This window comes from Metabacillus sp. 113a, assembly GCF_050107635.1.
Classification (GTDB): domain Bacteria; phylum Bacillota; class Bacilli; order Bacillales; family Bacillaceae; genus Metabacillus_B.
This window is the reverse complement of the sequence record NZ_JBNILJ010000004.1, coordinates 312,786-334,586: the sequence shown is the minus strand read 5'-3', so window position 1 is coordinate 334,586 and position 21,801 is coordinate 312,786. Positions and strand designations below refer to the sequence as shown.

The window sequence follows — 21,801 nt, the reverse complement described above, 5'->3', positions numbered from 1 at the left end:
GACATGTTTGAACTCGCAATGAGGCTCGCACTGCTCATTCTGGCGGTCTCCACTCTGCTCTACTTCTACCGGCTTGTAAAGGGTCCAACCGTTCCAGACAGGGTGGTGGCGCTGGACGCAATCGGCATTAACCTGATCGGGATGACAGCAGTCATTTCAGTTGTCCTGAAAACGAATGCGTTCCTTGAAGTCATCCTCCTGCTTGGGATTCTCGCCTTCATTGGAACCGTAGCCTTTTCGAAGTTTCTTGAGAAAGGAGAAATTATCGAAAATGATCGTGATCAGTAAAATTATCATCGCCTATCTCATTTTACAGGGCGCCCTTCTCTGCCTGTTCGCATCCATAGGAGTTTTAAGGCTCCCCGATGTTTACACTAGGAATCACGCCGCTTCGAAAGGGGCGACACTAGGCATCATCAGCTTGCTGCTTGGCGTATTTTTGTACTTTCTGCTCATTCAGGGCCATTTTAATTCCAGAGTGCTTCTGGGAATTGCATTCGTATTTATTACCTCTCCTGTAGCCGGACATTTAATCATGAGAGCCGCTCATAATACTAAGGTTCCTTTATGGGAAAACAGCGTCCAAAATGATCTTCGGAAAAAGAAGGACGGGGAAGCCGGGCATAGTGGGGATTGACCATGCAGAACAGTATGCAAACCGCCTGATGGAGCGCCTGAAGGCTGAAGCTGTCCCTGAAAATCAGGAAGCCATGGAAGCCTATATGAAGAATCAATTTCATTTTCTAGGGATTAGAACGCCTGAACGTAAACAGATTCTAAAGGATTTTATTAAAGAATCAGGGTATCCCGAAACCCCGGAAGATCTCAAAAAAACCGTTATTATTCTTTTCCAGTCTTCCTTCAGGGAATACGCATATGCAGGTCTGGATTTGCTTATTAAAAGAAAAAAGCATCTTCATTCAGGGGACCTTACCTTTTTGGAGAAGCTGATCCTGACAAAGCCATGGTGGGACACTGTAGACCTGCTGGCTTCCCATATCGCAGGCTACTTGCTGTCCTCTGAACCAGCCTCAAGTACGGTGACAGAGCAGTGGGTCGAGCATGAGTCGATTTGGATGAAGCGGACAGCCCTTCTTTTCCAGCTTAAATACAAAGACCAAACAGACTCAGATAAGCTGGGAAGGATCATTTGCAGACTTTCTGATTCAAATGAATTTTTCCTTCAAAAAGCCATTGGCTGGGCACTTAGAGAATATTCGAAAACGAATCCGGAATGGGTCATTCAGTTCACGGCACAAAATGAACTAAAACCGCTCAGCAAAAAGGAAGCGTTAAAAATCATCAGCAGACAGCAGGATTTTTCACTTTAAGATGCTCCTGTATACAAAAAACAAAAACCCCTGCAAAGGGGTTTTTGTTTTGATTCAGGCTCTCATTCACCCGCTAAGCATCAAAGACCTTACTGCTTCTTCTGAATGACTGCCATTGTGCATCTTGAAATACAAATAAGCCGGTCATCCTCATCCGTAATCCTGATATCCCATACCATGGTAGATTTCCCTTTATGGGAAGGGGTTGCATGTGCCGTTACAAATCCATCCCGTTTGGACCGAATATGATTCGCATTGATTTCAAGTCCTACACATAATTCTGTTTCCTGATCAATAAAGTGATACGCCCCAATGCTTGCCGCAGTCTCTGCTAATGCTACTGATGCACCTCCGTGCAGAATGCCAAACGGCTGATGCGTCCTGCTGTCAACCGGCATGACCGCAATAACCCCTTGATCTGAAACCTCTTTAATTTCAATCCCTAGTGTTTCAATCATTGTATTTGCAGTATCCACTTCTGTTCCCCCTTTGTCCCCGTCTGTCATATTTTAACGCCTGAGCGCTGATCCGTCGTTAATTTTTTAGCACCTTAATCACAAAAACCAAATAAACCGCCAGCAAAAGCAACGCGGGTAGAACCGCCAGGATATTCATTTCAGCCCCCTCGTATGAATTCGATCATAATACATGATTACCATCATACGGGACGAATATCACGTGAATATTGAGAATATGTTTATTTTTTGTAAAGTTCTGTTATTGGCGCGGCCGTTTTTAACTGTAGCGGTAATGAACGCGGACCTCTGCTGAAACTGTCAAAGAACCCGGAAAAACTTGTGCAGAGGATGCCGGAGCTGCTGCCAGCGACAGCCCTTCCCGCTCATAGGGAACGAACGACCTTGACGATTCGGTGACTCTAACAGGCACCCGGTTCAAGGAAACCTGGTAGCTTTCGGCAAGAACGGCCGCTTTCTCATAGGCTTGCTTGACAGCCTCCTGCAAAGCAGCCTCCACATAGGGTTTGGCATTTTCAAGCTTAAACACCACCCGGTCTACGCGGTTCACCCCATTGCTGACAGCAGTGTCGACAATTGCACCTATTTGATCGAGCCGTTCCGTCTTTACTGAAATTAAATTTACGACCTCGTACCCTACAAGCGTCTGCTTGCCATCCTGAAACGAATACTTAGGAGAAATGCTATAGGAAATCGTTTGGATATCCTCTTTGTTGATTCCCTGCCTGAAAAGAGCATTCACAGCCCGCTCCAGCCTGAGCTTGTTTTCTTCCTGAGCGGTCTTGACATCTTCTGCTTCTGTTACAATCCCAAGCTGGATCAGTGCTGTGTCCGGCGTTGCCTCTGCAGACCCCTGTCCTGTGACTTCCATTAAATACTCTTTCCGGTCCCGGTTCTGCCCGTTTAGGGTTGGCATGTAGCCTCCATATTGCATACTCTCACTTCTTTCAGAGATATTTCTCTAAATATATGTGAGCATCTGTTCAATTTTGCTGCAAATGAATCTTTTTGCCGTATCCCAAAGCGTTAAGCTTAGTCAATAATCGATTCCGATTTAGCTATTAGCACAGCCTCCGTTCTGGAGCCTACATTCAATTTATTGAATATGGAGGTCAGACTGTATTCTATGGATCGCTTGCTGAGATGCAGATTATCTGCGATTTCCTGGTTCGTATGCCCCTTCTCCACTTCTTGCAAAATGGATTTTTCACGTTCGTTTAAGCATTCAGCATCCATACTTTGATCGTCCTGCTTCTGCTTTTGCTGCGAAAGAAGGGTTTGGAGGTATCCATATGGAAGGACGATTTCTCCATTAATAGCATGACGGATATAAGAAAGAATTTTCTCTTTAGACTCTGCTTTATTAATGGCACCGTGGATTCCCATGCGAATGGCTTCTTCAAAATAATCCTCAACCTCATAGCCCGTATACAAAATAATTTTACAGCCGCAGTTCTGCTCTACGATCCCCCTGGAAAGCTCCATTCCATTAATATCTCCCAAATTCAAATCCATCAGGACGACATCGTATGGGGAAAAGTCCTGCTTTTCCACCGCCTCAAGGGTAAATGGCGGATTCATAAAATCCACAGTCACTTCCGGATCTTTTTCTAAAATTGCTTTCGTCCCTTCTCTTACTGCCGGGTGATCATCCACTACTAAAATATGTATCATAGCCCTCCTACCTCTCCATGAAGCTAGTCTTATTGTATAAAAAAGACTTGGCATTAGCCAAGTCTTTCGTGAAAAAAGTTATATTTCAATTACTGCTTTAAATCCTTCACCTTTCGACGTTTCAATGGTCAGCGTTCCTTTTAAAGCCTTTACGCGCTCGCTGATACCGGATAGGCCCATACTTTCAGAATTATAGATAATCTCATTTTGATCAAACCCAATTCCGTCATCCTCATAGTGAAGAACAATCTTATCTTTGATGCACACAAGCATAATCAGCACATTGCTTGCATGAGAGTGCTTATGGGCATTCGTGAGGAGCTCCTGGATAATACGGTATAAATTCAGCTGAACATCAATATCCGTATTCGTCTGAAATTTGCCGGCATTCATCCGGATTTCAAAGTCTGCAAATTCCTGATACTGGGTAACCAGTTTATTTAAAGCCTTAACAAGCCCCAGATCATATAAAAGCTGCGGGCGGAGCTCCTGGCATGTTTCCCTGGTTGTTTTAATAATCTTCGTCATGTTCTCATTCATATCTTCAAGCTGATTCTTTAGGTCTGCGGGAGCCGCCTCCAGCTCTACAAGCGCCACTTCACACTGCCTCTTAAGAGAAATCAGGTCCTGAAGAACGGAGTCATGCAAATCCTTCGCAAGGTTGGAGCGCTGCTTCTCTTCTATCGAAAAGAATAGCTTTGTCAGCCAGGAAGGATTGGTGCCTTCCTTCTGCACCGTTTCTAGATGGTTCATAAGCTCCTCAATTTTGAGGAAGTTTTCGAGAGAGACATGAGTATAGAATGAGAGCGCTTTGAGCCATGAAATTTCGTCTCTTGTTAGCTTAGGGGTATTTATGGTTGAGAGACAGAGGAGAATGTAATTTCGATCTTCCGTTTCTCCTATTTTTATTAAAAATCCCTTATCAACTTCTTTAATTTTTCCTATTTCTGATAACGTAAAGGGGATTTCCTTTACATAATTCATAACTTCTTCTTCGGTTTGTAATAAAACGTTTCCTTGAGTGTCTGCCTCGATAAAATACGCTTTACTTACTAGAAGAACATCAGTAATTGTCTTTTTTAAATGTGTAATAACCTGGACCAGGTTAACAGATTTACTAATTTGGTCTGTATACTTAAAGATGCTGTCCTGATAATTATACTTTTCAGAAAAGCGTTTTAATTTAAACCTAAAATCAAGGATTTCTTTAAAATAAAACATTAGGATCACTGTTATATAGATGAAAATAGTCAGCTTGACTAAATAAAAGCTTGTATCGCTTTCTTCCAATAACAAAATAGCTCCAAGACAAATTGCAGTTGGTAATACAGCCAACAGAGCATAATATCTAACTCTTCCAAGAATAAATTCAATATCATATATCTTAGTAGCTACAAATTGATAAACTAATGAAAAAGGAATTAGCAGGATGAAAGCTGCTAATATTGTAGGCGGAAAAATATGCTTATTAAAAATTAAAAATGGAATTAAATAAAGCAAAATAAATGGAAAAAAAGCCATGAAATTAGTAACGATAAGCACTTTCAGAAGATATTTTTGATCTGTATACCTAATTTTTTTTAAGCTTCTCATAATTAAAACAAAAACTAAAATAATAAGAGTTCCAAATGTAATTAAGTTTGAAATTTTGGTGAAATTGTAAGAGCTATAATCATATCTAGGAAATTCGATTATTAAATTAAATAGTGTAATTCCGTAACCAAACACCAAGAACCACTTACTGAATAAAAGTCTGCCATATTCTTTAAAGTATTGATAGATGAAATGAAGGTAAAGGACTGGAGTCAATAAAAAGAAAACTATATTTGCATATCGTGCAAAAACATCAGCTCTTGCTGAAACACCTGCGCTGAAATGAGCCAACGCAATGTTAAGTAGAAAAGCATTTAAAATGAATGCCGAGAGCAAATTTAATTTTCTATTTGACCTGTATAAAAAGTAACTGCAAAATAGGCAGAGAACCATGAGAACTAGCGGAAGAACTACTATGAAGAATGACTGACTATTTATTAATGTATCCTCTACTTCAAAATTTCTAATTACACCATTTGAGTCAATGGTGAAAGATTGCACCCGTTCTAATTTTCGGTCCCTTATGATAGGCTGATGATTAGAAGGACTCTCATTATTAACTACAAGGACTTCATCTCCAATTTTCAAACCCACAGAAGAAGCCCACGTTTGGGGCTCCACATCAGAAATGATATACTTCCCGTCTTTTTTTTCATCAACAATTGCACCAATATAGGGATGAAGAAAATTAAAGACAAGGAAGTACAAGCATAATAATACACTTACAATTACAGTGAGTTTATACCATGTGTTAATTCTACTGAAGTAGTTTTTCATTATAAAACACCTTTTTTATCTATTTGAAACGAAACATTACCACCAATAGTGTGCTACAGTTTTTGTTGCGTTAAATAATCCTTCTATTAAACTTGGAAGTTCCTCTAAGCTCACTCCTAAAATGCTTACTTCGCCATTCATTGCTTTCTCAACTACATCTGGATTATCTAATAAGTATTGTACTATATCCTGCATGTTTACAGCTCCTTTTTATTATTATTTATCAAATGAGATTTTAAAATCTCAATCCGATCCGCGTTTAGAGGCAGACGGTTCATTGATGTGGCTGCTTTCTGGATGGCAATCTGCTTGATGACGTTTAAATAAGAAATGACTCCTGATTTAAAGAGCACTTCTTTGTAAGTCTTTATACCGCCATATTCCTCTTCGAACGTTTTGCCGCTTCTAAAAAACTGCAGCAGTTCTTTTGATGCATCGTTAAATTCCCTTTTTATATATAAAAGTGCCAAGGTGTTTTTCTGAGCAGACACGTCACTTTTATGCGAGTGAAATAAATCCCTGAAATCATTCTCAGCTTGCGCCGCAAGACCGATTTGCGTTGCGTATTCATGCACTTCCGGAATTTCGGTTCCGCCCGAGTAGATGACGCCCGTCATGGAGGCCATGGCCAGGAGCGATCCGGACTTTCGCTTCATCATTTCCAGGCATGCTTCTTCGGTAAGAGCCGATCCTGTCAAATCTTCGTGCTGCCCTTCCATTGCCAGGACAGAATAACGACTGATCAGCCTGGTCAGCGGTTCACTGTTTTCCAGCTCCGCAACCATTTGAAGGCTGAGTGTATACATCATGGTCGCAAGGTTTATCGCTTCTCCTGGATGAATTTTCATCCACGGCTCTGAATAATTATCCTGATCCTCAAGGTCATCCAGAATATCGAATGAGAGTGCATATAGCTCGACTGCGGCCGCAATTTTATACAGTCCCTCTTCAAAATGGGGAAGGATGTCAGACTCTTTGGCAAAAAGCATTCCGTGGAGAAATACAAGCTGCCCGAAGAAAACCTGATCCTTCGTGCAGATAAACGACAAAATTCGATCCCTTGCTGATTCGTTCTTTACTTTTGAGGTTACCGATTGCACGGATGCCTTTATGACTGCGTCGAAGTTCAAGTGTAAATGGTCACTAATTGCAATCACCCCTTTAAAAGTAATATTACTATATATGCATTTTTTTTAATAGATAATTATAAAATTTTTACATTCTTATAAAAATTTTACCTTAATTTAGAAGAAAAAAAGCAGTTTCCTTTAAGGAAACTGCTTTCTGTTTCTATCCGTCCATTCTTCTGTTTACAAAGAAAAAAGCTCTGGCTGATAAGAGCTTTACGAGACCTTTACATATGCGTATTTATCGTATTTATCGATGCTCTTGTTTATGGATTGTAAGGATTGCTTCGTTTCACGAATTTCTTTTTCCAGCTGCTGAAGAAACTGTGTCAATTCTTCGATCTTGTGTTGTGTCATCGCTTCCACACTCCTTCTTTAAATCGGGCTGGCTTCTATTCGCTTGCTAACCCTTTTGCTAACTTTAATACTAAAGGAGTGCGGGCCGTTTGTAACCGAAAATAAGGCGAAATTCACAGTGCGGGATACCGCAACCCTTTCAATAGTCCATATGATTCATATTTACGAATTATCAGTCGTGCTATTGTACCTATTAAGATTTGACTTTCATGCCTAGATACTCAGGTTCACCGAAATTACTGAATAATTGGTCCCGGAATATTTCCTGCGCATGCCATTCAGCCCTTTCACGGACAGCTGCTAATTCAGCCGGACCATTGTATCTGATTAGTAAATCTTCAATTCTTTTTTCAGAGCATACGAATTCTGCTTCGACCGCATTTCCTTCATGATGGAAGACAAAGGCAACAACCAGCTTATTTTCCAATTCAAAGATTTTCGGTTCAAGCAAAACGATTCCCTCCTAAAAGATGTCATATTATTTAACTATTCGCTCTTTTTTGCTTAAACCCTCCTTCTATCAGCAGGTGTTTACGTTCACCCTTATGCTTGAGAATAAAAATAGACAAATACAATAAAGAGGAACATACATATAATACATGCTTATTTGGAGGTGAAGTGCTTGTCCGGTCCATTGCGTTCGCCCTATACAGATGTTTTTGGCTTAAGTGCAAGGGAATGCCATTCTCTTTATGCAGATTTGCAAAAAGTATTGGCAGCCATCTCTTCCTCACCGCGGTACGCCTTTCAAATAAGAAAAAACGCGGAGCTTTCCAATACGAAGGAGGTTCGGCGGCTAATCCGTCAATCAGGGTTAGTTTCTCCATTTGATGTAGCTTATACTCCAGATGGGATCAACATCACTATCCTAAAGGATCACGGGCATCTGACCGCTTCATTAAGGTGGTAACAGCAATTAGTAAATTCCGGTCAGCATACATGGGCGGGGTGTGCTAAAACTAAAAGCGAGGTGAATTCATGGAGATATTTACGGCTGATTTTTTGGCCTCCCTTTTATCCATCATAGTCATTGATCTGGTGCTTGCAGGGGATAATGCGATCCTAATTGGATTGGCTGCCAGAAACCTGCCCGCAGGACAGAGGAAGAAGGTTATCCTTTGGGGTACTGCAGGAGCGATTATTATAAGGGCTATTGCCACGTTTGCCTTCGTTTATTTACTCAAGATTCCTGGTCTGCTTTTAGCGGGCGGTTTGATCCTTCTTTGGATCGCCTACCGGCTGCTGACCGACGATAAAGAGCATGACGTAAAATCAGGAAACAGTATGGGAGCTGCCATCCGAACCATTATTATTGCCGATGCTGTAATGGGGCTTGATAACGTTTTGGCGGTAGCAGGTGCAGCTCATGGAAGTTTCTTGCTGGTTACCCTAGGGCTTTTGATCTCCATTCCGATTGTTGTTTGGGGGAGTACGTTAATTTTAAAATTCATCGACCGCTTTCCGGCCATCATTGTCATCGGGGCAGCCATATTAGCCTGGACTGCCGCAAAAATGATTGTAAAGGAGCCATTTCTTAAGCCTTATTTTAAGGAAGAATGGATTACTTATACATTTGAATTAGCTGTGATTGTCCTCGTAACCGGAATTGGATACTATCGTAAAAAAAACCGGGAGAAAAGGCATATCGCTGGGCAAAATTAAAACAAGGGCGCTTACAGCAGCCCTTGTTTTATACGTATACCAACTATTTAAGGGACTTCATGCCCCATTGAAGCGTGCAGGATCTCAAACCATTGCTGCCTGTCCATTTTTAATTCGAGAGAATGAACCGCTGAATGAATCCGTTCAATTTTACCTGATCCTACAATCGGCATGATTTTTGCAGGGTGTGCAAGCAGCCATGCATATAGAACTTCATCGATTCCTCCGGCGCCTATTTTTTCTCCGACTTGTTCAAGTACTGTAACAAGACGCTTCGCTTTCCCATCTTCCGCTTTAAAAATTTGGCCTCCTGCCAGTGGAGACCAAGCCATAGGGGGAATTCTCATTTCCTGGCATAGGTCCATTGTGCCGTCTTCAAAATTTTCAAGCTGATAGGCAGATAGTTCGATTTGATTTGTTACAAGCGGGAAGTCGAGATAGGACTGCAGCATATGAAAATGGGACTGTTTAAAATTTGAGACACCGAAGTGACGCACTTTTCCTTCTTCTCTCAGCTTCGTGAAGGCTTCTGCAGCTTCTTCAGGATTCATAAATGGATCAGGACGGTGAATCAGAAGCACATCTATGTATTCGGTTTTAAGGTTTTTCAGGGACTGCTCCGCTGAAGCGATAATGTGCTCTTTACTTGTATCATAATGCTTGATCCGGTTTTCGGGACGATTTTCCGAAATCAGGGCAATCCCTGCTTTTGTTACGATCTCCATCTTTTCCCTGAGAGATGGTTTTAAAGCAAGACCTTCGCCAAATAGACTATCACTCGTGTAAGAGCCGTAAATGTCTGCATGATCGAAGGTTGTGATGCCGAGGTCCAGGCACTGCTCAATCAGCTGCAGCCGCTCATCTTTGCTCATATTCCAGTCTGCTAAACGCCACAATCCGTGAATAATACGGCTAAAGGATAAATCTTCTGCTATATGAATACGTTCCATGATCATTCTCCTCTCTTTTCGTATAGTGTACTTTAATCCTGAAGGCTTTCAAAGTGCTTTGATTCCGTTACCAGTCAGTCCCTGACAGCAAGTCTTCCGCCCAGTGAATGGATGCAATATAGGATTCATAGGCTTCTTGCTCCGACAATCCGCTTTCAGGCAGATGAAATTCCGCCAGCTCCAGTCTGCGGGCCCAGTTAAAGATTCTCGTCAAATCATTATTTGTGCCAGAAAGAGCATCCTTTATATCAGGTGCAAGGGGAAGTTCAACTAAAATATCCGCCTTCTCCCTGTGCAGGAGCGTATCAATCATTGAAAACATCCCTGTCAGAAGATAAGAGGAGGAGGAATTTCTCCCGGTTTTTACTGCCAGCTGTTCGCATAGCTTGGCACGGATTAATGAAAGCTTGATCACTTCATTCATGAGCGGCTCGTCCTTTTTGAAAAACCCTCTCACCGACATAATGTACATCCATTTTCTGATCTCTGTCAGCCCCAGAAGAACAATCGCCTGCTGGATTGAATGAATCGGATTTGGAGGGCGGAAAGCTGGCGAATTCATTAATTTCAGAAGCTTGTATGATAACGAAAGATCCTGCTCAATCAGGTCTGCAACCAGATCAATTCTTGGTTCTTCTTTATTTAATTCCTGAATGATTTTAAAGTAGGACAGGACGTTTAAAGGCATATCGTGGCCGGCCAGTATAACAGGCTTGCTGAAGAAATACCCCTGAAACAGCTCGCATCCCAGTGCCTTCGCCTGCTCATACTGCTCCAAAGTCTCGACTTTTTCCGCTATGAATGCAAGGTTGTAAATGCTCAGCTGCCTCATCATTACAGAAAGTTCTTTCAAGGATGTATGCAGCATATCCACTTTAACGTAATCTGCTGCATGTAAAATGCTCTGCACTTCCGGATGCATGCTATCCTGTTCAATAAAAAAGTCATCCAATGCAATGGTATACCCTCTCGCTTTCAGGCTATTGCATATGGATGCAAGCTCGGATGTAAGCGGAACATCTTCCAAAATTTCAATAACAACAGAACGCGGATCCAAATATTCCGGTATTTTAAGCTTTAAAAGATCTTCGGTAAAATTAATAAAGCAAGGGCTTCCTTCAGATAATTCTTTCAAGCCCATATTTAAAAAGCTGTCTAAAATTAAATGCATAGTGGCTTCGTTTCCGTCTATTTTCGGAAACGAATTTTGCTCGCTGTTTCTGTATAAGAGTTCATATCCTTTTACAAACCCTTTCCGGTCAAAGATCGGCTGTCTTCCAATGTATACTTTCATGCTGTTTCCTCTCTGAATATAAGTGCTTTATACCCATTCATTTTAGCTCATATAGAGGAAAATTTTTGTCGAATTTTGTGTTTTTGCGTTATTTTTGCAAAAAATGCAGAATCATTTTCGTCCAGCCGATTACAGCCATCCATATTGGAATGCTTAAACCTGCTGCCCAAAGCATTCCTTTAAAGAAATTCCCTTCCTGTCTCATGTCATCTCCTCCTGACGGTCCGCTACATCTTGTCCAAAATAGGCGAGTGATAAACTGCTGCTTGCTATATATATTCGACTGTCTTTCCAGTTATCACTTCCTGCAGGAGCCCGGTTAATAGGACTCACGTTCCGCTTAGACCCGCATATAGTGAAAAAGGATTCAATTATTGAGGTTTGAACATCAACTATCGGGAGTGAAATAAATTGCCGGTCATCTCTGGAAAACAATTTATCGATCGGTTAAATAAGCTTCATCCTGCCGTATGGTACAAAGGAAGTAAGATAGAAGGCCCCATTTCAGAACACCCTGCCTATAAAGGGGCTATACGGACAAAAGCAGAGCTTTACGACCTGCAGCACCATCCGGAAAAGGTGGACAGGATGACGTATCAATGCCCGGAGACGAATGAAAGGAAGGGTCTGTCGTATTTGCGCCCGCAAACGAAAGAAGATCTTACAAAACGATCAGCGATGATGACCGAATGGGCTAAGAAAACACATGGAATGATGGGACGAACGCCTGACTATATGAATACAGCTGTCATGGCTCTCGCGGCTTCTGCAGCGATACTTGAAGATCAGGATGATGATTTCGCCCAAAACTTGGTCCGCCTTTATGAACGGGCCGCCCGTGAAGACCTTTCGTTCACTCACAGCTTTATCAATCCTCAGGCAAACCGCTCAGCGGCCTATTATGAATCAGATCATCACCCTGTAGCAGCCAGAGTGATTAAGAAAACGGCGGAAGGCCTCATCGTAAAAGGAGCAAGGCTTCTGGCAACAGAAGGCGGAATGACGGATGAAGTCCTTGTCTTTCCATCAGGCGGAGGAAAGCAGTCCAAAGAACACGCTTTCTCCTTCTCAATACCAAGCAATACAAAAGGGCTGTCCTTTTTATGCAGGGAATCCTTTGCGCCCGGAGATTCTGCTTTTAACTACCCTTTATCTTCCCGGTTTGAAGAAATGGACACCTTAATTATGTTTGATGATGTTCTCGTACCCTGGGATCGTGTGTTTTTTTATCACCGTCCGGACCTTGCCGCAAAATTATTTAATGAAAGCAGCTTTGCTTCTCAAGCTCTCCATCAAGTCGTAAACCGGCAGCTTGTAAAGCTTGAATACTTGCTCGGCCTCGCCCAGCTTCTCGTTTCAGCGCTGAATGTCAGCGAATATCAGCACATCCAGGAAAAAATATCGGAATTAATCATCGGGTGTGAAGTAATCAGCGCACTTCATCAAAAATCAGAGCATACAGCGGCTTTGGATCAGTGGGGGACGATGTGTCCCAATTTGCAGCCTCTTTATGCTGCTATATGTCTTAACTCCAAGCTCTATCCTGCGTACATTGAGATCCTTCAGCTTATTGGTGCAGGAGGATATTTGACGATCCCTTCCGAGGAAGATTTCGAATCAGAAATTGCTGAAAAAGCCGATCATTTTCTTCAGGGAGCAGCAATCGACGGGAAAATGAAAACCGCTTTGTTCCGTCTAGCCTGGGATACCACGATGAGTTCATTCGGAGGCCGTCAGACCCAGTATGAGCGGTTTTTCTTTGGCGACCCCGTCCGTTTGCGTTCAAACTTGTACAGATTCTATCCGCGCCAGCACATGATGGATGAAGTTCTTAGCTTCCTCGATTACCGCAATTAAAATAGGCGCCACATGAGCGCCTTTTTACATTTCTGTAATCCATTGTCCGATTTTATCTGCGAGCAGTCCGGCTTCTTCTTTATTCAGCCTTTGCTCAAGCGATTGAACGAGTTTCTCTCTAGCGGCCACTGATCCCTCCTCATATTTTATGAGGCATGACCAGTGCTGGTCCGGTACGGCGATTAAGTGATATTCTTCCTTCTTGTTTTCGTAGATATATATTTTATCGGTATTCGGCAAGTGAGCCCTTCTGATTTTCATTTCCTATTCCTTTCTTAAATAGACTGCTGTAATCGTTAATTCCGGGTTTATTCAGATGAAATCGGCTTAAGCGTGTCCGCAGCCTGAAGAATCTTCAGCGTTGTGACATTTGTTTCAGGAGACTTTCTTTTGGAATGGAGCACTTCCTCTACTTGATCCAGCGGAACGCCTGCGAGCATGGCAATGCATGCTTTCCTATTCATAAGAATCACCTCTCTGACTAAATCGTACAAAATGTCAGAGGGCGAATCAATGTTTTCACAGAATTTTAACATAGTTGAAAAGTATATTCCCTAAGCGTTAAGAGAATCAGCCTGGTCTATTACATCTGAGTCAAAATCATTGGTCCAGCTCCTGCTGTTCACCAGATAATTCCCATCTCCATTTGAAACCGCTCCTGATCCTACAGCAAATTTTTGAACACTTTTAGGAGAAATGGTAAAAGTGTCCCCCACCTTGAAGACACCCGAAACACTCTCCACTTCCATCGGACCTACAAAGGCCGGCATATTCCTCACCTCTTTCATCATCATTTCCTGACTCTTTTTTTCAGAGACGCTTAAGTTTTCCCTTTAGCTCTGCTTATTTAGCCTATGCCCTTTTCCTGAATTCGGTGCTCCAGAACAAATGGGCTTTGCCGGGCATACACTGTAAAAGCGAATGGAGGAAGGTGAGAGTGTGCCAACAACCATTAATCTGTTTCATCTTAAAGTACACAGCATTTCCTGCAACGGTTCTCTAAATATTGGAGAGACGGTGATCAACAGTCCAACCTCAAGCACTAAATCAACAGGGGCCAATTCATCTTACGGCGATTTTTCACCATCTGACTCCCTCATGGAGAACATTTATATTGATCCGGACCAAAATGACCAATCAAACATTGCGAACCTGGATGAATTTATCGCCAGCCAATCTTAAGGAGGGTTCTCATGCCTTATCAGATAAATATATTTAATATTAAAGTGAATGGAGTTACACAAAACGGAAATATTGATTTTGGCAACGTATCGCAAAACAGCCATACTGCCAACACTAAATCAGTCGGAGCCAGTTTTTCACTCGGTGATCTTTCTCCAAACTTCTCTCAAATGGCAAATGGAAACGCAGACCCCGATGTCAGTGACCAGGATCAGATTGCCAATCCATCTCTTCCGGTAACGACTCAGATATAAAGAGGAGGGAGATAAGTGGATAAGGAAAAAATTCAAAAGTGGCTGGAGTTAACAGATAAATGTCAGAAGAATGATTTTTGGAAGTCTCTTTTTGAAGATGGGGGAACAAGTCAAGGGAACGGCAGAGCGGCTGGCCAGGAACCTTCTGACACTTATCCAAAATGTGATGTGTACGCTCATGAAAATATAGTGGCTGTCCTTATTGAAATACCAGGGTTTAAGAAAGAGGATTTTTCTGTCACCCTCGATTCAGCACGTTCAAAAATCCTTTTTAAAGGAGCTCTCCAGGCTCCTTATTCCTTTCAATACAGGGTAGCCTGCGAAAGGCAGTACGGGGAAATCGAGCGGGTCATCACCCTGCCTTTTTCTGTAGAAAAGGAAACCGTTCAGAGCAAGTACTGGAACGGTATTCTTGAGCTTACGTTTAAAAGAGCCGAAGAGGAGGACGCTGTTTCAATAAATTTTGCCGAAGGGCATACTGACGGGCCTTGAGTCCATATACTGAAGTAACTCTTACAACATGTGTGGGATCAGTCCATGATATTCAGGAAAAAGAAGCAAAAGGACGAAGAAATTAGGATTCAGCAGAGGCTCTCAAGTCTCGATCAATCGGTTCAGCGGATTCAGAACTTGCTCACCCGGCAGGAAAGCCGCCCTGAAGCCCTTCCCTCCCAATTGGACTCACAGGCAATCAGAAAAAAACAGGCCGAGCTTGGACAAATCTTAGCAGGTGTGCAACATGAAATTTCTCTCATAAAAAAACAGTTGTCTGCCTCTAATGAGGGGACCCTTGAAAAAAACGGGGTTCCGTTTATTTATATCCAGCACCTTCACGTTGAAAACGTAGATATGAAGGAAGTTGACCTCAGCAGCAATTTAGGGCAGCTCGGAATAAAAGAACTTCCCGGCCAGCTGAATATCGGGCAGGTTTATGGAAAAAGCAAGCAATCTGACAGTAAGCATCCAAAGGTATTCATTCAGCCAAAAAAGGACTGACTCCCCTGAGCCAGTCCTCGTTTTTGTCACTTCGGAATTTTATTCGACTGGTCTTTCTTCTCTTTCTGATACCTCATTCTAAGGCGGATGAGTCTCGTCAAATTTAAGGTCGTCGCCTTTAGAACAGCGTACGTCGGCACAGCAAGAATCATTCCGATGACTCCCCCGAAGCTCCCTGCCCCGATCAGCAATAGGATAATGGTAAGCGGGTGGGTATTGATTCGTTTGCCGATAATCAGCGGAGACAGCAGGTTTCCATCAATTTGCTGTACAACCAGCACGACTAAGGCTGCCAGTAATCCTTTTGTCGGTGAATCCAAAAGTCCAATCACAACAGCCGGCGCCGCTCCTAAAAACGGCCCGAGGTAAGGAATGATATTCGAAATGGAAACGACGAGCCCAAGAATCAGCGCATAATCCAGTCCGATAATGGAAAATCCAATAAAGCAGCCAGTCCCTACAAAGATTGAAACAATCAGCTGGCCTTGAATATATGCAGCAAGGGTCTCGTACAGGTCATGGAAAATCTTAATTCCTTCATGACGGTATGTATTCGGAAGGACCCTTACAGCCTGAACCGGGAACCTGTGGCCATCCTTCAGCATAAAAAACAGGATGAACGGAACAGTAATGATCGTCAGTGTAATATTCGTTACCACCCCGAGAACTGCATATGCACTTGAAGTAAGGTTTTGCGGTATTTTTGTGGAAAATTCGGTTAAAGACTGTTCGATTTTTTCTATTGATACATAATCCTGAGTCATGATCCAGGTAAACCAGCTCGACTGGGAAAGATTTTGAATAAACTGTGTAAGCTCTGTTATATAATTAGGAATATTGTTGATCAGGTCTGTAATCTGCTTTGAGAGCAGCGGTCCAGCAAAAGCGCCAAGCATAACAATCAAACCGATGAAAATCAAATAGATAATCAAGATCGCAAGCGTTCGCGGCACCCTGTTTCTTTCTAAAAACCGCACAATCGGGCTGAAGATGAAAAAGAGCACACCTGCTATGAGCATCGGAAAGAACAGTGTCGTTGTAAATGACACAATCGGTGCGAACAGGAATGAAACCTTTGTACATACGTAGATAATTAAAAGGATGAGTAAAATCTCGAGTGTCCAGAAATGGACTTTAGACTTCAGCAACCGTACCTGCCTCCTAAAAACAGTTTATTCTTTTATCTAAAACCTACTATTCCCTATAAGCAATGTCAATCTTATTATCAAAAATATAGCGCTCAGGCTTATCCCTGCGCGCCTTTTAGCTGTTTTCAGCTTCTGCTTTTTTCAGCTTTGAATGAATTTTAAGCACCTCAACTGAACGGATTAAATGGCCATCCATTTTACGGACCGTAAATTCATAGTCCTCGTAAAAAAGTGTATCTCCTTCCCCAATGTCCATATTTTGAGAAAGCATCCAGCCGCCGACAGTATCAATATCTTCTTCCTCAATCTGCAGATAAAGCAGACTGTTTAGCTGATGAAGAAGCACCTTGCCGTTAAAAATAAAGTGGTGTTCTGACTTTCTCTGAATCTCAGGGATTTCATCCTGGTCAAATTCGTCCCGGATTTCACCAACAATCTCTTCTATAATATCTTCTACCGTAACAAGACCTGCGGTTCCACCATACTCATCAACGAGTACAGCCAGGTGAACCCGCTCTTTTTGCATTTTGATCAGAAGGTCCCGGATTGGCGTGGTTTCAATAACCTGAATAACCGGTCTGATGTACTCCGTTAAAGACGTGTCTTTTTGTCCAGCGGCACTTTTCGAAAACAAATCCGTAAAGACCTCTTTGCTGTTTACCATCCCGGCAATATTATCCTTATCCCCATTCACAACAGGGTAGCGGGTATATTTTTCATTACTCATCATTTCAAGACTTTCCTGAAACGGCTCATCGGCTTTTAAAACGGCAATCTCTGTCCGCGGAACCATGATTTCCTTCGCGATCCGATCATCAAATTCAAAAATCCGATTCACATATTTGTATTCAGACTGGTTGATTTCTCCGCTCTCATAGCTTTCAGACAAAATGATCCTGAGTTCTTCCTCAGAATGGGCAAGCTCATGCTCAGAAGCGGGTTTTATGCCAAATAAGCCGGTTACGAATCTCGCTGAGGAATTGAGTGCCCAGATAAATGGAAAGGCAATCCGGTAGAATAAAATAAGAGGCCTTGCAAAGGCAAGCGCCACTGTCTCAGTTTTTTGAATGGCAACAGTCTTTGGTGCAAGCTCTCCCACGACTACATGCAAAAATGTAATCACAGCAAATGCAACGGCTACTGCCGCGACATGAGCAAGAGATTCACTGAATGGCAGCTTTTCAAACAAAGCTGCAGCAGATCCGCAACCGTTGGCTCCCCAAGCCACCCGAGCCCCAATGCCGTCACGGTTATTCCAAGCTGACAGGCTGACAAATACTCATCCAGATTGGTGGTTACTTTTTTCGCCGCCAAAGCATTGCGGCTTCCTTCTGCCATCAGCTGATCAAGTCTGGAGCTTCTAATTTTAACAATCGCAAACTCAGACGTTACAAAGAATGCGGTTAATGCGATAAGTATGGCCACAAAAACTAATTTAACTAAATAAAAAATTCCCTTATCCGGTCCGGATCAGGAGTCACCTCCAAGTGATTCAAACTGTCATTTTCCTTTACATGCCCGGAAAGCTAATTAGCGGCCCGGCGCATACTTATCCTTATACCCTCATTTAAGCTTCCTCTCACATGTATAATTTTGTAACAGGATTCTGCCATTAGCCATTAAAAAAAGCCGGCGTCTTTACGGACCGGCTTTTGCAGGTTAATCAATCGTCATCAGGCATGATCGATACAATTTGCTGAATGCGTATAAAAAATATGGAATCCCCATTTGTCTTCAGCACAATGTGATCTGGTTTGACATCTGTGAGTTTTCCTCTTGTTGTGTCCCGAACTGTCTGAATCACCAAATCTTTCCCAATGACGGTCTGCAGCGTCTGGTAAACGTATGGATCAATGATGGTAATCATCTGAGGAGCCTGATTTTGCATCGTTTGGTCATCTCCCTTATACAGTTTTCACACTTTTAACGTATGAGCTGTTCAGCGGGGATAGCACCATTATTCCACTCGCGCTTAGACGGTTCGTTTAAAGGGACGGTTCCTTTTATCGATATAATCATCCAGTTCTGCCAGTTTCTTTCTCGCTGTTTGAACAGAGATGGTCCGGTAATGATGCTTTCCATTCGGTTCCTCATCCATTTCATCCGCTGCCTTTACAACATGCTGAAGCGGACTTTGGATAAATGTACCCTCAGGCAGATAGGAATCGGTATGAAACAGAATGGCCAAAGCAATTTCTTTTGCTGCCTCCCTGTCTTCGCCAAGCCGGATCAAAAGCTTATGAGCACGCTCTGCACCTTTAATTGCATGAATATCATTTTTTTTATACTGTTCAAAATCCCATTCTCCATCGGTATACCATTCATAATGCCCAATATCATGGAGCAATGCGGCTTTTGCGGCAAGGTCTGGATTGACGCCTTTTTTAACTGCCAATCTGCAAGCATGAAAAGCAGCTGAGACCGCGTGAGCCATGCCGGAGCGCTGCAAATATTTTTGAGCAATGGGATGGTCAAAGATTTCAGTGAGCATAACCTTCCTCATCTATGAACCCTCCTTACCCTAAATTTTTTTCCAAATTATCATATTGGGAAGGCAATATCAAATGAAATGTTATATTCTATGACAAGGATTGAGTGTTGTCCATACAGATGCCCTGCCGCATTTTAATAAGGTTAAGGAAGGAGAAGGACATGACAGCGTCACATCCTTCCCCTATGAAAAAATTAAGAGAGTGTCTCAACAGAGCACCCTCTTATTCTTTTTATCTCTATTCACCCGGCTGCTGATTTCTTTTTCAGCCGTTCTCTTATCCAGGGGCGGGCGGTGTGCCTCCTCAGCGCTTTGCGTTCGCCTGAAACCTGTCCGCATGAGTCTCACAGCTTCCGCTTCAATCAGCTGATGTTGAAACATCAACCTTATGCTTCTTCGCGGCCTTGTATTAAACAGGCTGTATGTGAGAGCTCCGATTTCCAATACGGGGGCAGCCAGATGAACCCTTTACATTATCACTTCATCATCGAGCTGGCTCATTAAACAGGAAATTCAACCTTAAAAGCTACGCCATGCTCGCCGTTATCAACTGTAATTCTAGCATGATGGAGGGTAGCTATTCTCTTAATAATAGCAAGACCGAGGCCAAAATTCCCTTTTTCTCCTTTAACAAATGGCTGAAAAAGGTTGGCGAGCAATTGATCGTTCATTGGTTTTCCATCATTATAGCAGCGGATTGTTATGGAATCCTGCGCTTCTTTGATGGACAGCTCCACTTTCGTCTCCGCGTATTTCAGCGCATTCTCAAGCAGATTTTCAAGAAGCACCCTGATCTGCTCTTCATTTCCCCTGATCGACACAGGATCCAGATCCGAATGGATGTGAATGGCAGGATTGGATGCACTGAGCCTCACGATAACATCCTCAGCTGTTTCATTCACTTGTACCGGTGTGTTCTCAAGCTTTAGCTGGGAGAGATAATCAAGCTTAGTTAAATACAGCAGATCCTTTATTTTTTTCTCCAGCAGAAGTGCTTCTTTTTCGATAATATCTGCCGTTCCTTCCGGTGAACCGGTTGGATGAATTCCGTCCTTCATGGCTTCTGAATAGCTTCTAATGACCATAATCGGTGTTTTCAGGTCGTGTGATACATTTTGAAGCATTGTCTGCTGAAACTCATCCTGCTTTTTCAGCTGATTTCTCATGTCGTCAATGGACGCGGCCAGCTTTCCGATTTCATCCTTGCGGTCAAGGAGGAGCGACTCGTTCAGGTTCCGTTTAGAAATCTTGTTTACATGTGCTGTAATTAAATCCAGCGGCTTCACCAGCCACTTTGAAAAAATCAAAGCCAGAACGATCCCTCCGACAATAATTAGCGCAAAGATAAAAAAGATTCTGGTTAATAACGTTTGTATTAGTTCATTCCGGTAGGTGTCCCATAGATAAGAAACGAGTACAACCTCGTTCCCTTTTGGATCAAACCCTTTTTTAATGACATAGAGAATTTCATTATTTCCAACGGAAACATTGTAGCGCTGGCTGTTTTCTTTTTGTTTTTCTGCCTGAAACAGGAACAGCTCAATGGATTTCGGCTGAAATTTTGGTCCGACGTAATCCCCGTTTTCATATATGTAGAGATTCTTAACAAGTCTCATCTGCTGGCCGGCAGTTGAATCTGAGGGCACTGAATCGCTAAACCCCGGAGTCAGCCTCTCCTGAGCTTCTTCAATTGTGCGAAACAGCTCATTTGTGAAGAAGGTCTTCAGGGTTGAGGGAATCACGAGGAAAAAGACAATGGCCATAACAACAATCAATCCTGTAAAAAGTACCGCAATCTGAACAAACAGCGGTTTATTTCTCAAGGTATTTTACCGTCCGGTACCCGAACCCGTAAATCGTTTCAACGTGAAGCTTTGGACATTTTTTTCGGACCCGGCGGACAAGGTCATCCACCACACGGTCGGAACCAAAATAATCATCCCCCCACACATATGTTAAAATCTGTTCTCTGCTTAAAGCGCTGCCTACATGCTTCACAAGGTATACAAACAAGTCAAACTCCTTGGAAGTAAGCTGGATCACTTCCCCATTCTCTGAAATGGTACGTTCTCTTTCCTTAATTACGTAGGGGCCATAGATTAAGCTTGGCTCTTCCTGCCTCTCATAAGTCCGCTTCATAATTTTTTTTGCCCTGATGATCAGTTCCTTTGGAAGAAAAGGTTTTGATAAGTAATCATCTCCACCAAGCTCCAGTCCAATAATCCGGTCTAAGTCCTCATCACGGGCACTGATGAAAATAACAGGTGTTTCTTCATTAACCTTTTTTATCTCTTTTATGACATCATACCCGTCTATATCAGGCAGCATAATATCGAGAATCCACAAATGAGGCTGCTCATGAATGCTATGAATCGCATCCGATCCATTTAAAAAGCTTTTAACTTCCCAATTCTCCTGCTTTAAATAGGTGGTTAAAACCGTATTCAAGTGATGTTCATCCTCTACTAAATAAACGGTATAAGACATATTCATTCCTCCGTAAGCTTGACATCCGGGCTGCAGATTCTGCCCCGCTTTTCTTCCATAAGACTCTCCGGCACCCATGCATGTACTGGAAAAACCTATGTGTCATCGTCTGCCTTGTATTCTATCCCATTAGAAAAGGAGCGCA

General features: G+C 42.6%; 28 protein-coding genes and 1 pseudogene. 10 read left to right on the top strand and 19 right to left on the bottom strand.

What is annotated here, in order from left to right; genetic code table 11:
• The first annotated feature begins 3 nt into the window (after nucleotides 1–3).
• The 3 genes from ACQCVE_RS09965 to ACQCVE_RS09955 are packed head-to-tail and all read left to right on the top strand — an operon-like array spanning nucleotide 4 to nucleotide 1,331.
• Entirely contained in the window at nucleotides 4–288 is a 285-nt protein-coding gene (locus ACQCVE_RS09965; protein ID WP_426843335.1) for a Na(+)/H(+) antiporter subunit F1, read from the top strand.
• A complete protein-coding gene (gene mnhG / locus ACQCVE_RS09960; protein WP_426842606.1) occupies nucleotides 272–637 on the top strand; it encodes a monovalent cation/H(+) antiporter subunit G in 366 nt (121 codons plus the stop codon). Before ACQCVE_RS09965 ends, mnhG begins: the two co-directional genes overlap by 17 nt.
• The gene (locus ACQCVE_RS09955; RefSeq protein WP_426862640.1) at nucleotides 627–1,331 is read left to right on the top strand and encodes a DNA alkylation repair protein; all 705 of its coding nucleotides are present in this window, start codon (nucleotides 627–629) and stop codon (nucleotides 1,329–1,331) included. The genes mnhG and ACQCVE_RS09955 overlap by 11 nt, the downstream gene beginning before the upstream one ends.
• 89 nt (nucleotides 1,332–1,420) lie before the next feature.
• Here the strand turns inward: ACQCVE_RS09955 and ACQCVE_RS09950 are convergent, their stop codons facing one another.
• The 8 genes from ACQCVE_RS09950 to ACQCVE_RS09915 form a co-directional block, all read right to left on the bottom strand.
• Nucleotides 1,421–1,789, bottom strand: a complete 369-nt coding sequence (locus ACQCVE_RS09950) for a hotdog fold thioesterase (RefSeq protein ID WP_426862666.1) — start codon at nucleotides 1,787–1,789, stop codon at nucleotides 1,421–1,423.
• 277 nt (nucleotides 1,790–2,066) lie between these two features.
• Nucleotides 2,067–2,723: an SIMPL domain-containing protein gene (locus ACQCVE_RS09945; RefSeq protein ID WP_426842608.1), complete on the bottom strand. Its 657-nt coding sequence runs from the start codon at nucleotides 2,721–2,723 to the stop codon at nucleotides 2,067–2,069.
• A 116-nt stretch (nucleotides 2,724–2,839) separates the two neighbouring features.
• Nucleotides 2,840–3,481, bottom strand: coding sequence for a response regulator transcription factor (locus tag ACQCVE_RS09940; RefSeq protein ID WP_426842609.1), 642 nt, complete (start codon nucleotides 3,479–3,481; stop codon nucleotides 2,840–2,842).
• A gap of 78 nt (nucleotides 3,482–3,559) precedes the next feature.
• Entirely contained in the window at nucleotides 3,560–5,851 is a 2,292-nt protein-coding gene (locus tag ACQCVE_RS09935) for a histidine kinase (protein WP_426842610.1), read from the bottom strand.
• 36 nt (nucleotides 5,852–5,887) lie between these two features.
• Nucleotides 5,888–6,046 (bottom strand): competence pheromone ComX, encoded by a 159-nt coding sequence (gene comX, locus ACQCVE_RS09930; RefSeq protein WP_426842611.1) that lies wholly within the window; start codon nucleotides 6,044–6,046, stop codon nucleotides 5,888–5,890.
• 2 nt (nucleotides 6,047–6,048) lie between these two features.
• Nucleotides 6,049–6,981 (bottom strand): polyprenyl synthetase family protein, encoded by a 933-nt coding sequence (locus tag ACQCVE_RS09925; RefSeq protein WP_426842612.1) that lies wholly within the window; start codon nucleotides 6,979–6,981, stop codon nucleotides 6,049–6,051.
• Nucleotides 6,982–7,194: 213 nt separating this feature from the next.
• Entirely contained in the window at nucleotides 7,195–7,335 is a 141-nt protein-coding gene (gene degQ, locus ACQCVE_RS09920) for a degradation enzyme regulation protein DegQ (RefSeq protein ID WP_426842613.1), read from the bottom strand.
• Between the two features lie 193 nt (nucleotides 7,336–7,528).
• Complete coding sequence (locus tag ACQCVE_RS09915; protein ID WP_426862639.1) at nucleotides 7,529–7,786, bottom strand: hypothetical protein; 258 nt, start codon at nucleotides 7,784–7,786, stop codon at nucleotides 7,529–7,531.
• Nucleotides 7,787–7,957: 171 nt separating this feature from the next.
• Between ACQCVE_RS09915 and ACQCVE_RS09910 the strand changes: the two genes are divergently transcribed.
• Nucleotides 7,958–8,245, top strand: a complete 288-nt coding sequence (locus ACQCVE_RS09910) for a hypothetical protein (RefSeq protein ID WP_426862637.1) — start codon at nucleotides 7,958–7,960, stop codon at nucleotides 8,243–8,245.
• 68 nt (nucleotides 8,246–8,313) lie between these two features.
• Nucleotides 8,314–8,997 (top strand): TerC family protein, encoded by a 684-nt coding sequence (locus tag ACQCVE_RS09905; RefSeq protein ID WP_426842616.1) that lies wholly within the window; start codon nucleotides 8,314–8,316, stop codon nucleotides 8,995–8,997.
• A gap of 47 nt (nucleotides 8,998–9,044) precedes the next feature.
• Here ACQCVE_RS09905 and ACQCVE_RS09900 read toward each other — a convergent pair whose 3' ends face one another.
• Together ACQCVE_RS09900 and ACQCVE_RS09895 are read right to left on the bottom strand one after the other, a co-directional pair.
• Nucleotides 9,045–9,947, bottom strand: a complete 903-nt coding sequence (locus tag ACQCVE_RS09900) for an aldo/keto reductase (RefSeq protein WP_426842617.1) — start codon at nucleotides 9,945–9,947, stop codon at nucleotides 9,045–9,047.
• 67 nt (nucleotides 9,948–10,014) lie between these two features.
• Entirely contained in the window at nucleotides 10,015–11,241 is a 1,227-nt protein-coding gene (locus tag ACQCVE_RS09895; protein WP_426842618.1) for an EAL and HDOD domain-containing protein, read from the bottom strand.
• A gap of 411 nt (nucleotides 11,242–11,652) precedes the next feature.
• Between ACQCVE_RS09895 and hpaB the strand changes: the two genes are divergently transcribed.
• Nucleotides 11,653–13,098 carry a 4-hydroxyphenylacetate 3-monooxygenase, oxygenase component gene (gene hpaB, locus ACQCVE_RS09890; RefSeq protein WP_426862635.1) on the top strand — a complete coding sequence of 482 codons (1,446 nt, stop codon included), beginning with the start codon at nucleotides 11,653–11,655 and terminating at the stop codon, nucleotides 13,096–13,098.
• Nucleotides 13,099–13,122: 24 nt separating this feature from the next.
• On the opposite strand, the gene ACQCVE_RS09885 is transcribed toward hpaB, so the two are convergent.
• The 3 genes from ACQCVE_RS09885 to ACQCVE_RS09875 all read right to left on the bottom strand — a co-directional run bounded on the left by ACQCVE_RS09885 (nucleotide 13,123) and on the right by ACQCVE_RS09875 (nucleotide 13,892).
• Nucleotides 13,123–13,359 (bottom strand): YueH family protein, encoded by a 237-nt coding sequence (locus ACQCVE_RS09885; RefSeq protein ID WP_426862633.1) that lies wholly within the window; start codon nucleotides 13,357–13,359, stop codon nucleotides 13,123–13,125.
• 47 nt (nucleotides 13,360–13,406) lie between these two features.
• Nucleotides 13,407–13,562 (bottom strand): hypothetical protein, encoded by a 156-nt coding sequence (locus ACQCVE_RS09880; RefSeq protein WP_426862631.1) that lies wholly within the window; start codon nucleotides 13,560–13,562, stop codon nucleotides 13,407–13,409.
• A 90-nt stretch (nucleotides 13,563–13,652) separates the two neighbouring features.
• A complete protein-coding gene (locus tag ACQCVE_RS09875; RefSeq protein WP_426862629.1) occupies nucleotides 13,653–13,892 on the bottom strand; it encodes a spore germination protein in 240 nt (79 codons plus the stop codon).
• Nucleotides 13,893–14,037: 145 nt separating this feature from the next.
• Here ACQCVE_RS09875 and ACQCVE_RS09870 point away from each other — a divergent pair, with 145 nt between their 5' ends.
• Genes ACQCVE_RS09870 through ACQCVE_RS09855 form a run of 4 tightly spaced genes read left to right on the top strand, consistent with a single transcriptional unit; the run spans nucleotide 14,038 to nucleotide 15,530 of the window.
• Complete coding sequence (locus ACQCVE_RS09870) at nucleotides 14,038–14,280, top strand: spore germination protein (protein ID WP_426842623.1); 243 nt, start codon at nucleotides 14,038–14,040, stop codon at nucleotides 14,278–14,280.
• Between the two features lie 11 nt (nucleotides 14,281–14,291).
• Nucleotides 14,292–14,534, top strand: a complete 243-nt coding sequence (locus ACQCVE_RS09865) for a spore germination protein (RefSeq protein ID WP_426842624.1) — start codon at nucleotides 14,292–14,294, stop codon at nucleotides 14,532–14,534.
• 15 nt (nucleotides 14,535–14,549) lie between these two features.
• Nucleotides 14,550–15,026: an Hsp20/alpha crystallin family protein gene (locus ACQCVE_RS09860; protein ID WP_426842625.1), complete on the top strand. Its 477-nt coding sequence runs from the start codon at nucleotides 14,550–14,552 to the stop codon at nucleotides 15,024–15,026.
• A gap of 45 nt (nucleotides 15,027–15,071) precedes the next feature.
• A complete protein-coding gene (locus tag ACQCVE_RS09855) occupies nucleotides 15,072–15,530 on the top strand; it encodes a hypothetical protein (protein ID WP_426862628.1) in 459 nt (152 codons plus the stop codon).
• A 26-nt stretch (nucleotides 15,531–15,556) separates the two neighbouring features.
• On the opposite strand, the gene ACQCVE_RS09850 is transcribed toward ACQCVE_RS09855, so the two are convergent.
• The 6 genes and pseudogenes from ACQCVE_RS09850 to ACQCVE_RS09825 form a co-directional block, all read right to left on the bottom strand.
• Nucleotides 15,557–16,678 carry an AI-2E family transporter gene (locus tag ACQCVE_RS09850; RefSeq protein WP_426842627.1) on the bottom strand — a complete coding sequence of 374 codons (1,122 nt, stop codon included), beginning with the start codon at nucleotides 16,676–16,678 and terminating at the stop codon, nucleotides 15,557–15,559.
• Nucleotides 16,679–16,793: 115 nt separating this feature from the next.
• Nucleotides 16,794–18,130: pseudogene (locus tag ACQCVE_RS09845) on the bottom strand (hemolysin family protein).
• Nucleotides 18,131–18,341: 211 nt separating this feature from the next.
• Nucleotides 18,342–18,566 (bottom strand): YuzF family protein, encoded by a 225-nt coding sequence (locus tag ACQCVE_RS09840; protein ID WP_426842628.1) that lies wholly within the window; start codon nucleotides 18,564–18,566, stop codon nucleotides 18,342–18,344.
• An 84-nt stretch (nucleotides 18,567–18,650) separates the two neighbouring features.
• A complete protein-coding gene (locus ACQCVE_RS09835) occupies nucleotides 18,651–19,181 on the bottom strand; it encodes an HD domain-containing protein (protein WP_426862626.1) in 531 nt (176 codons plus the stop codon).
• Between the two features lie 488 nt (nucleotides 19,182–19,669).
• On the bottom strand, nucleotides 19,670–20,992 hold the full coding sequence (locus ACQCVE_RS09830; protein WP_426842630.1) for a sensor histidine kinase: 1,323 nt from the start codon (nucleotides 20,990–20,992) through the stop codon (nucleotides 19,670–19,672).
• Nucleotides 20,982–21,656, bottom strand: a complete 675-nt coding sequence (locus ACQCVE_RS09825; protein ID WP_426842631.1) for a response regulator transcription factor — start codon at nucleotides 21,654–21,656, stop codon at nucleotides 20,982–20,984. Before ACQCVE_RS09825 ends, ACQCVE_RS09830 begins: the two co-directional genes overlap by 11 nt.
• Between the last annotated feature and the right edge of the window lie 145 nt (nucleotides 21,657–21,801).

What these genes read in the sequence shown, in the direction of transcription:
- ACQCVE_RS09965 (WP_426843335.1), top strand. Translation starts at nt 4, where the DNA reads ATGTTTGAACTCGCAATGAGGCTCGCACTGCTCATTCTGGCGGTCTCC.
- mnhG (WP_426842606.1), top strand. Translation starts at nt 272, where the DNA reads ATGATCGTGATCAGTAAAATTATCATCGCCTATCTCATTTTACAGGGC.
- ACQCVE_RS09950 (WP_426862666.1), bottom strand. Translation starts at nt 1,789, where the DNA reads ATGATTGAAACACTAGGGATTGAAATTAAAGAGGTTTCAGATCAAGGG.
- ACQCVE_RS09945 (WP_426842608.1), bottom strand. Translation starts at nt 2,723, where the DNA reads ATGCCAACCCTAAACGGGCAGAACCGGGACCGGAAAGAGTATTTAATG.
- ACQCVE_RS09940 (WP_426842609.1), bottom strand. Translation starts at nt 3,481, where the DNA reads ATGATACATATTTTAGTAGTGGATGATCACCCGGCAGTAAGAGAAGGG.
- ACQCVE_RS09935 (WP_426842610.1), bottom strand. Translation starts at nt 5,851, where the DNA reads ATGAAAAACTACTTCAGTAGAATTAACACATGGTATAAACTCACTGTA.
- comX (WP_426842611.1), bottom strand. Translation starts at nt 6,046, where the DNA reads ATGCAGGATATAGTACAATACTTATTAGATAATCCAGATGTAGTTGAG.
- degQ (WP_426842613.1), bottom strand. Translation starts at nt 7,335, where the DNA reads ATGACACAACACAAGATCGAAGAATTGACACAGTTTCTTCAGCAGCTG.
- ACQCVE_RS09905 (WP_426842616.1), top strand. Translation starts at nt 8,314, where the DNA reads ATGGAGATATTTACGGCTGATTTTTTGGCCTCCCTTTTATCCATCATA.
- ACQCVE_RS09900 (WP_426842617.1), bottom strand. Translation starts at nt 9,947, where the DNA reads ATGGAACGTATTCATATAGCAGAAGATTTATCCTTTAGCCGTATTATT.
- ACQCVE_RS09895 (WP_426842618.1), bottom strand. Translation starts at nt 11,241, where the DNA reads ATGAAAGTATACATTGGAAGACAGCCGATCTTTGACCGGAAAGGGTTT.
- ACQCVE_RS09885 (WP_426862633.1), bottom strand. Translation starts at nt 13,359, where the DNA reads ATGAAAATCAGAAGGGCTCACTTGCCGAATACCGATAAAATATATATC.
- ACQCVE_RS09880 (WP_426862631.1), bottom strand. Translation starts at nt 13,562, where the DNA reads ATGAATAGGAAAGCATGCATTGCCATGCTCGCAGGCGTTCCGCTGGAT.
- ACQCVE_RS09875 (WP_426862629.1), bottom strand. Translation starts at nt 13,892, where the DNA reads ATGATGATGAAAGAGGTGAGGAATATGCCGGCCTTTGTAGGTCCGATG.
- ACQCVE_RS09865 (WP_426842624.1), top strand. Translation starts at nt 14,292, where the DNA reads ATGCCTTATCAGATAAATATATTTAATATTAAAGTGAATGGAGTTACA.
- ACQCVE_RS09855 (WP_426862628.1), top strand. Translation starts at nt 15,072, where the DNA reads ATGATATTCAGGAAAAAGAAGCAAAAGGACGAAGAAATTAGGATTCAG.
- ACQCVE_RS09840 (WP_426842628.1), bottom strand. Translation starts at nt 18,566, where the DNA reads ATGCAAAATCAGGCTCCTCAGATGATTACCATCATTGATCCATACGTT.
- ACQCVE_RS09835 (WP_426862626.1), bottom strand. Translation starts at nt 19,181, where the DNA reads ATGAGGAAGGTTATGCTCACTGAAATCTTTGACCATCCCATTGCTCAA.
- ACQCVE_RS09825 (WP_426842631.1), bottom strand. Translation starts at nt 21,656, where the DNA reads ATGTCTTATACCGTTTATTTAGTAGAGGATGAACATCACTTGAATACG.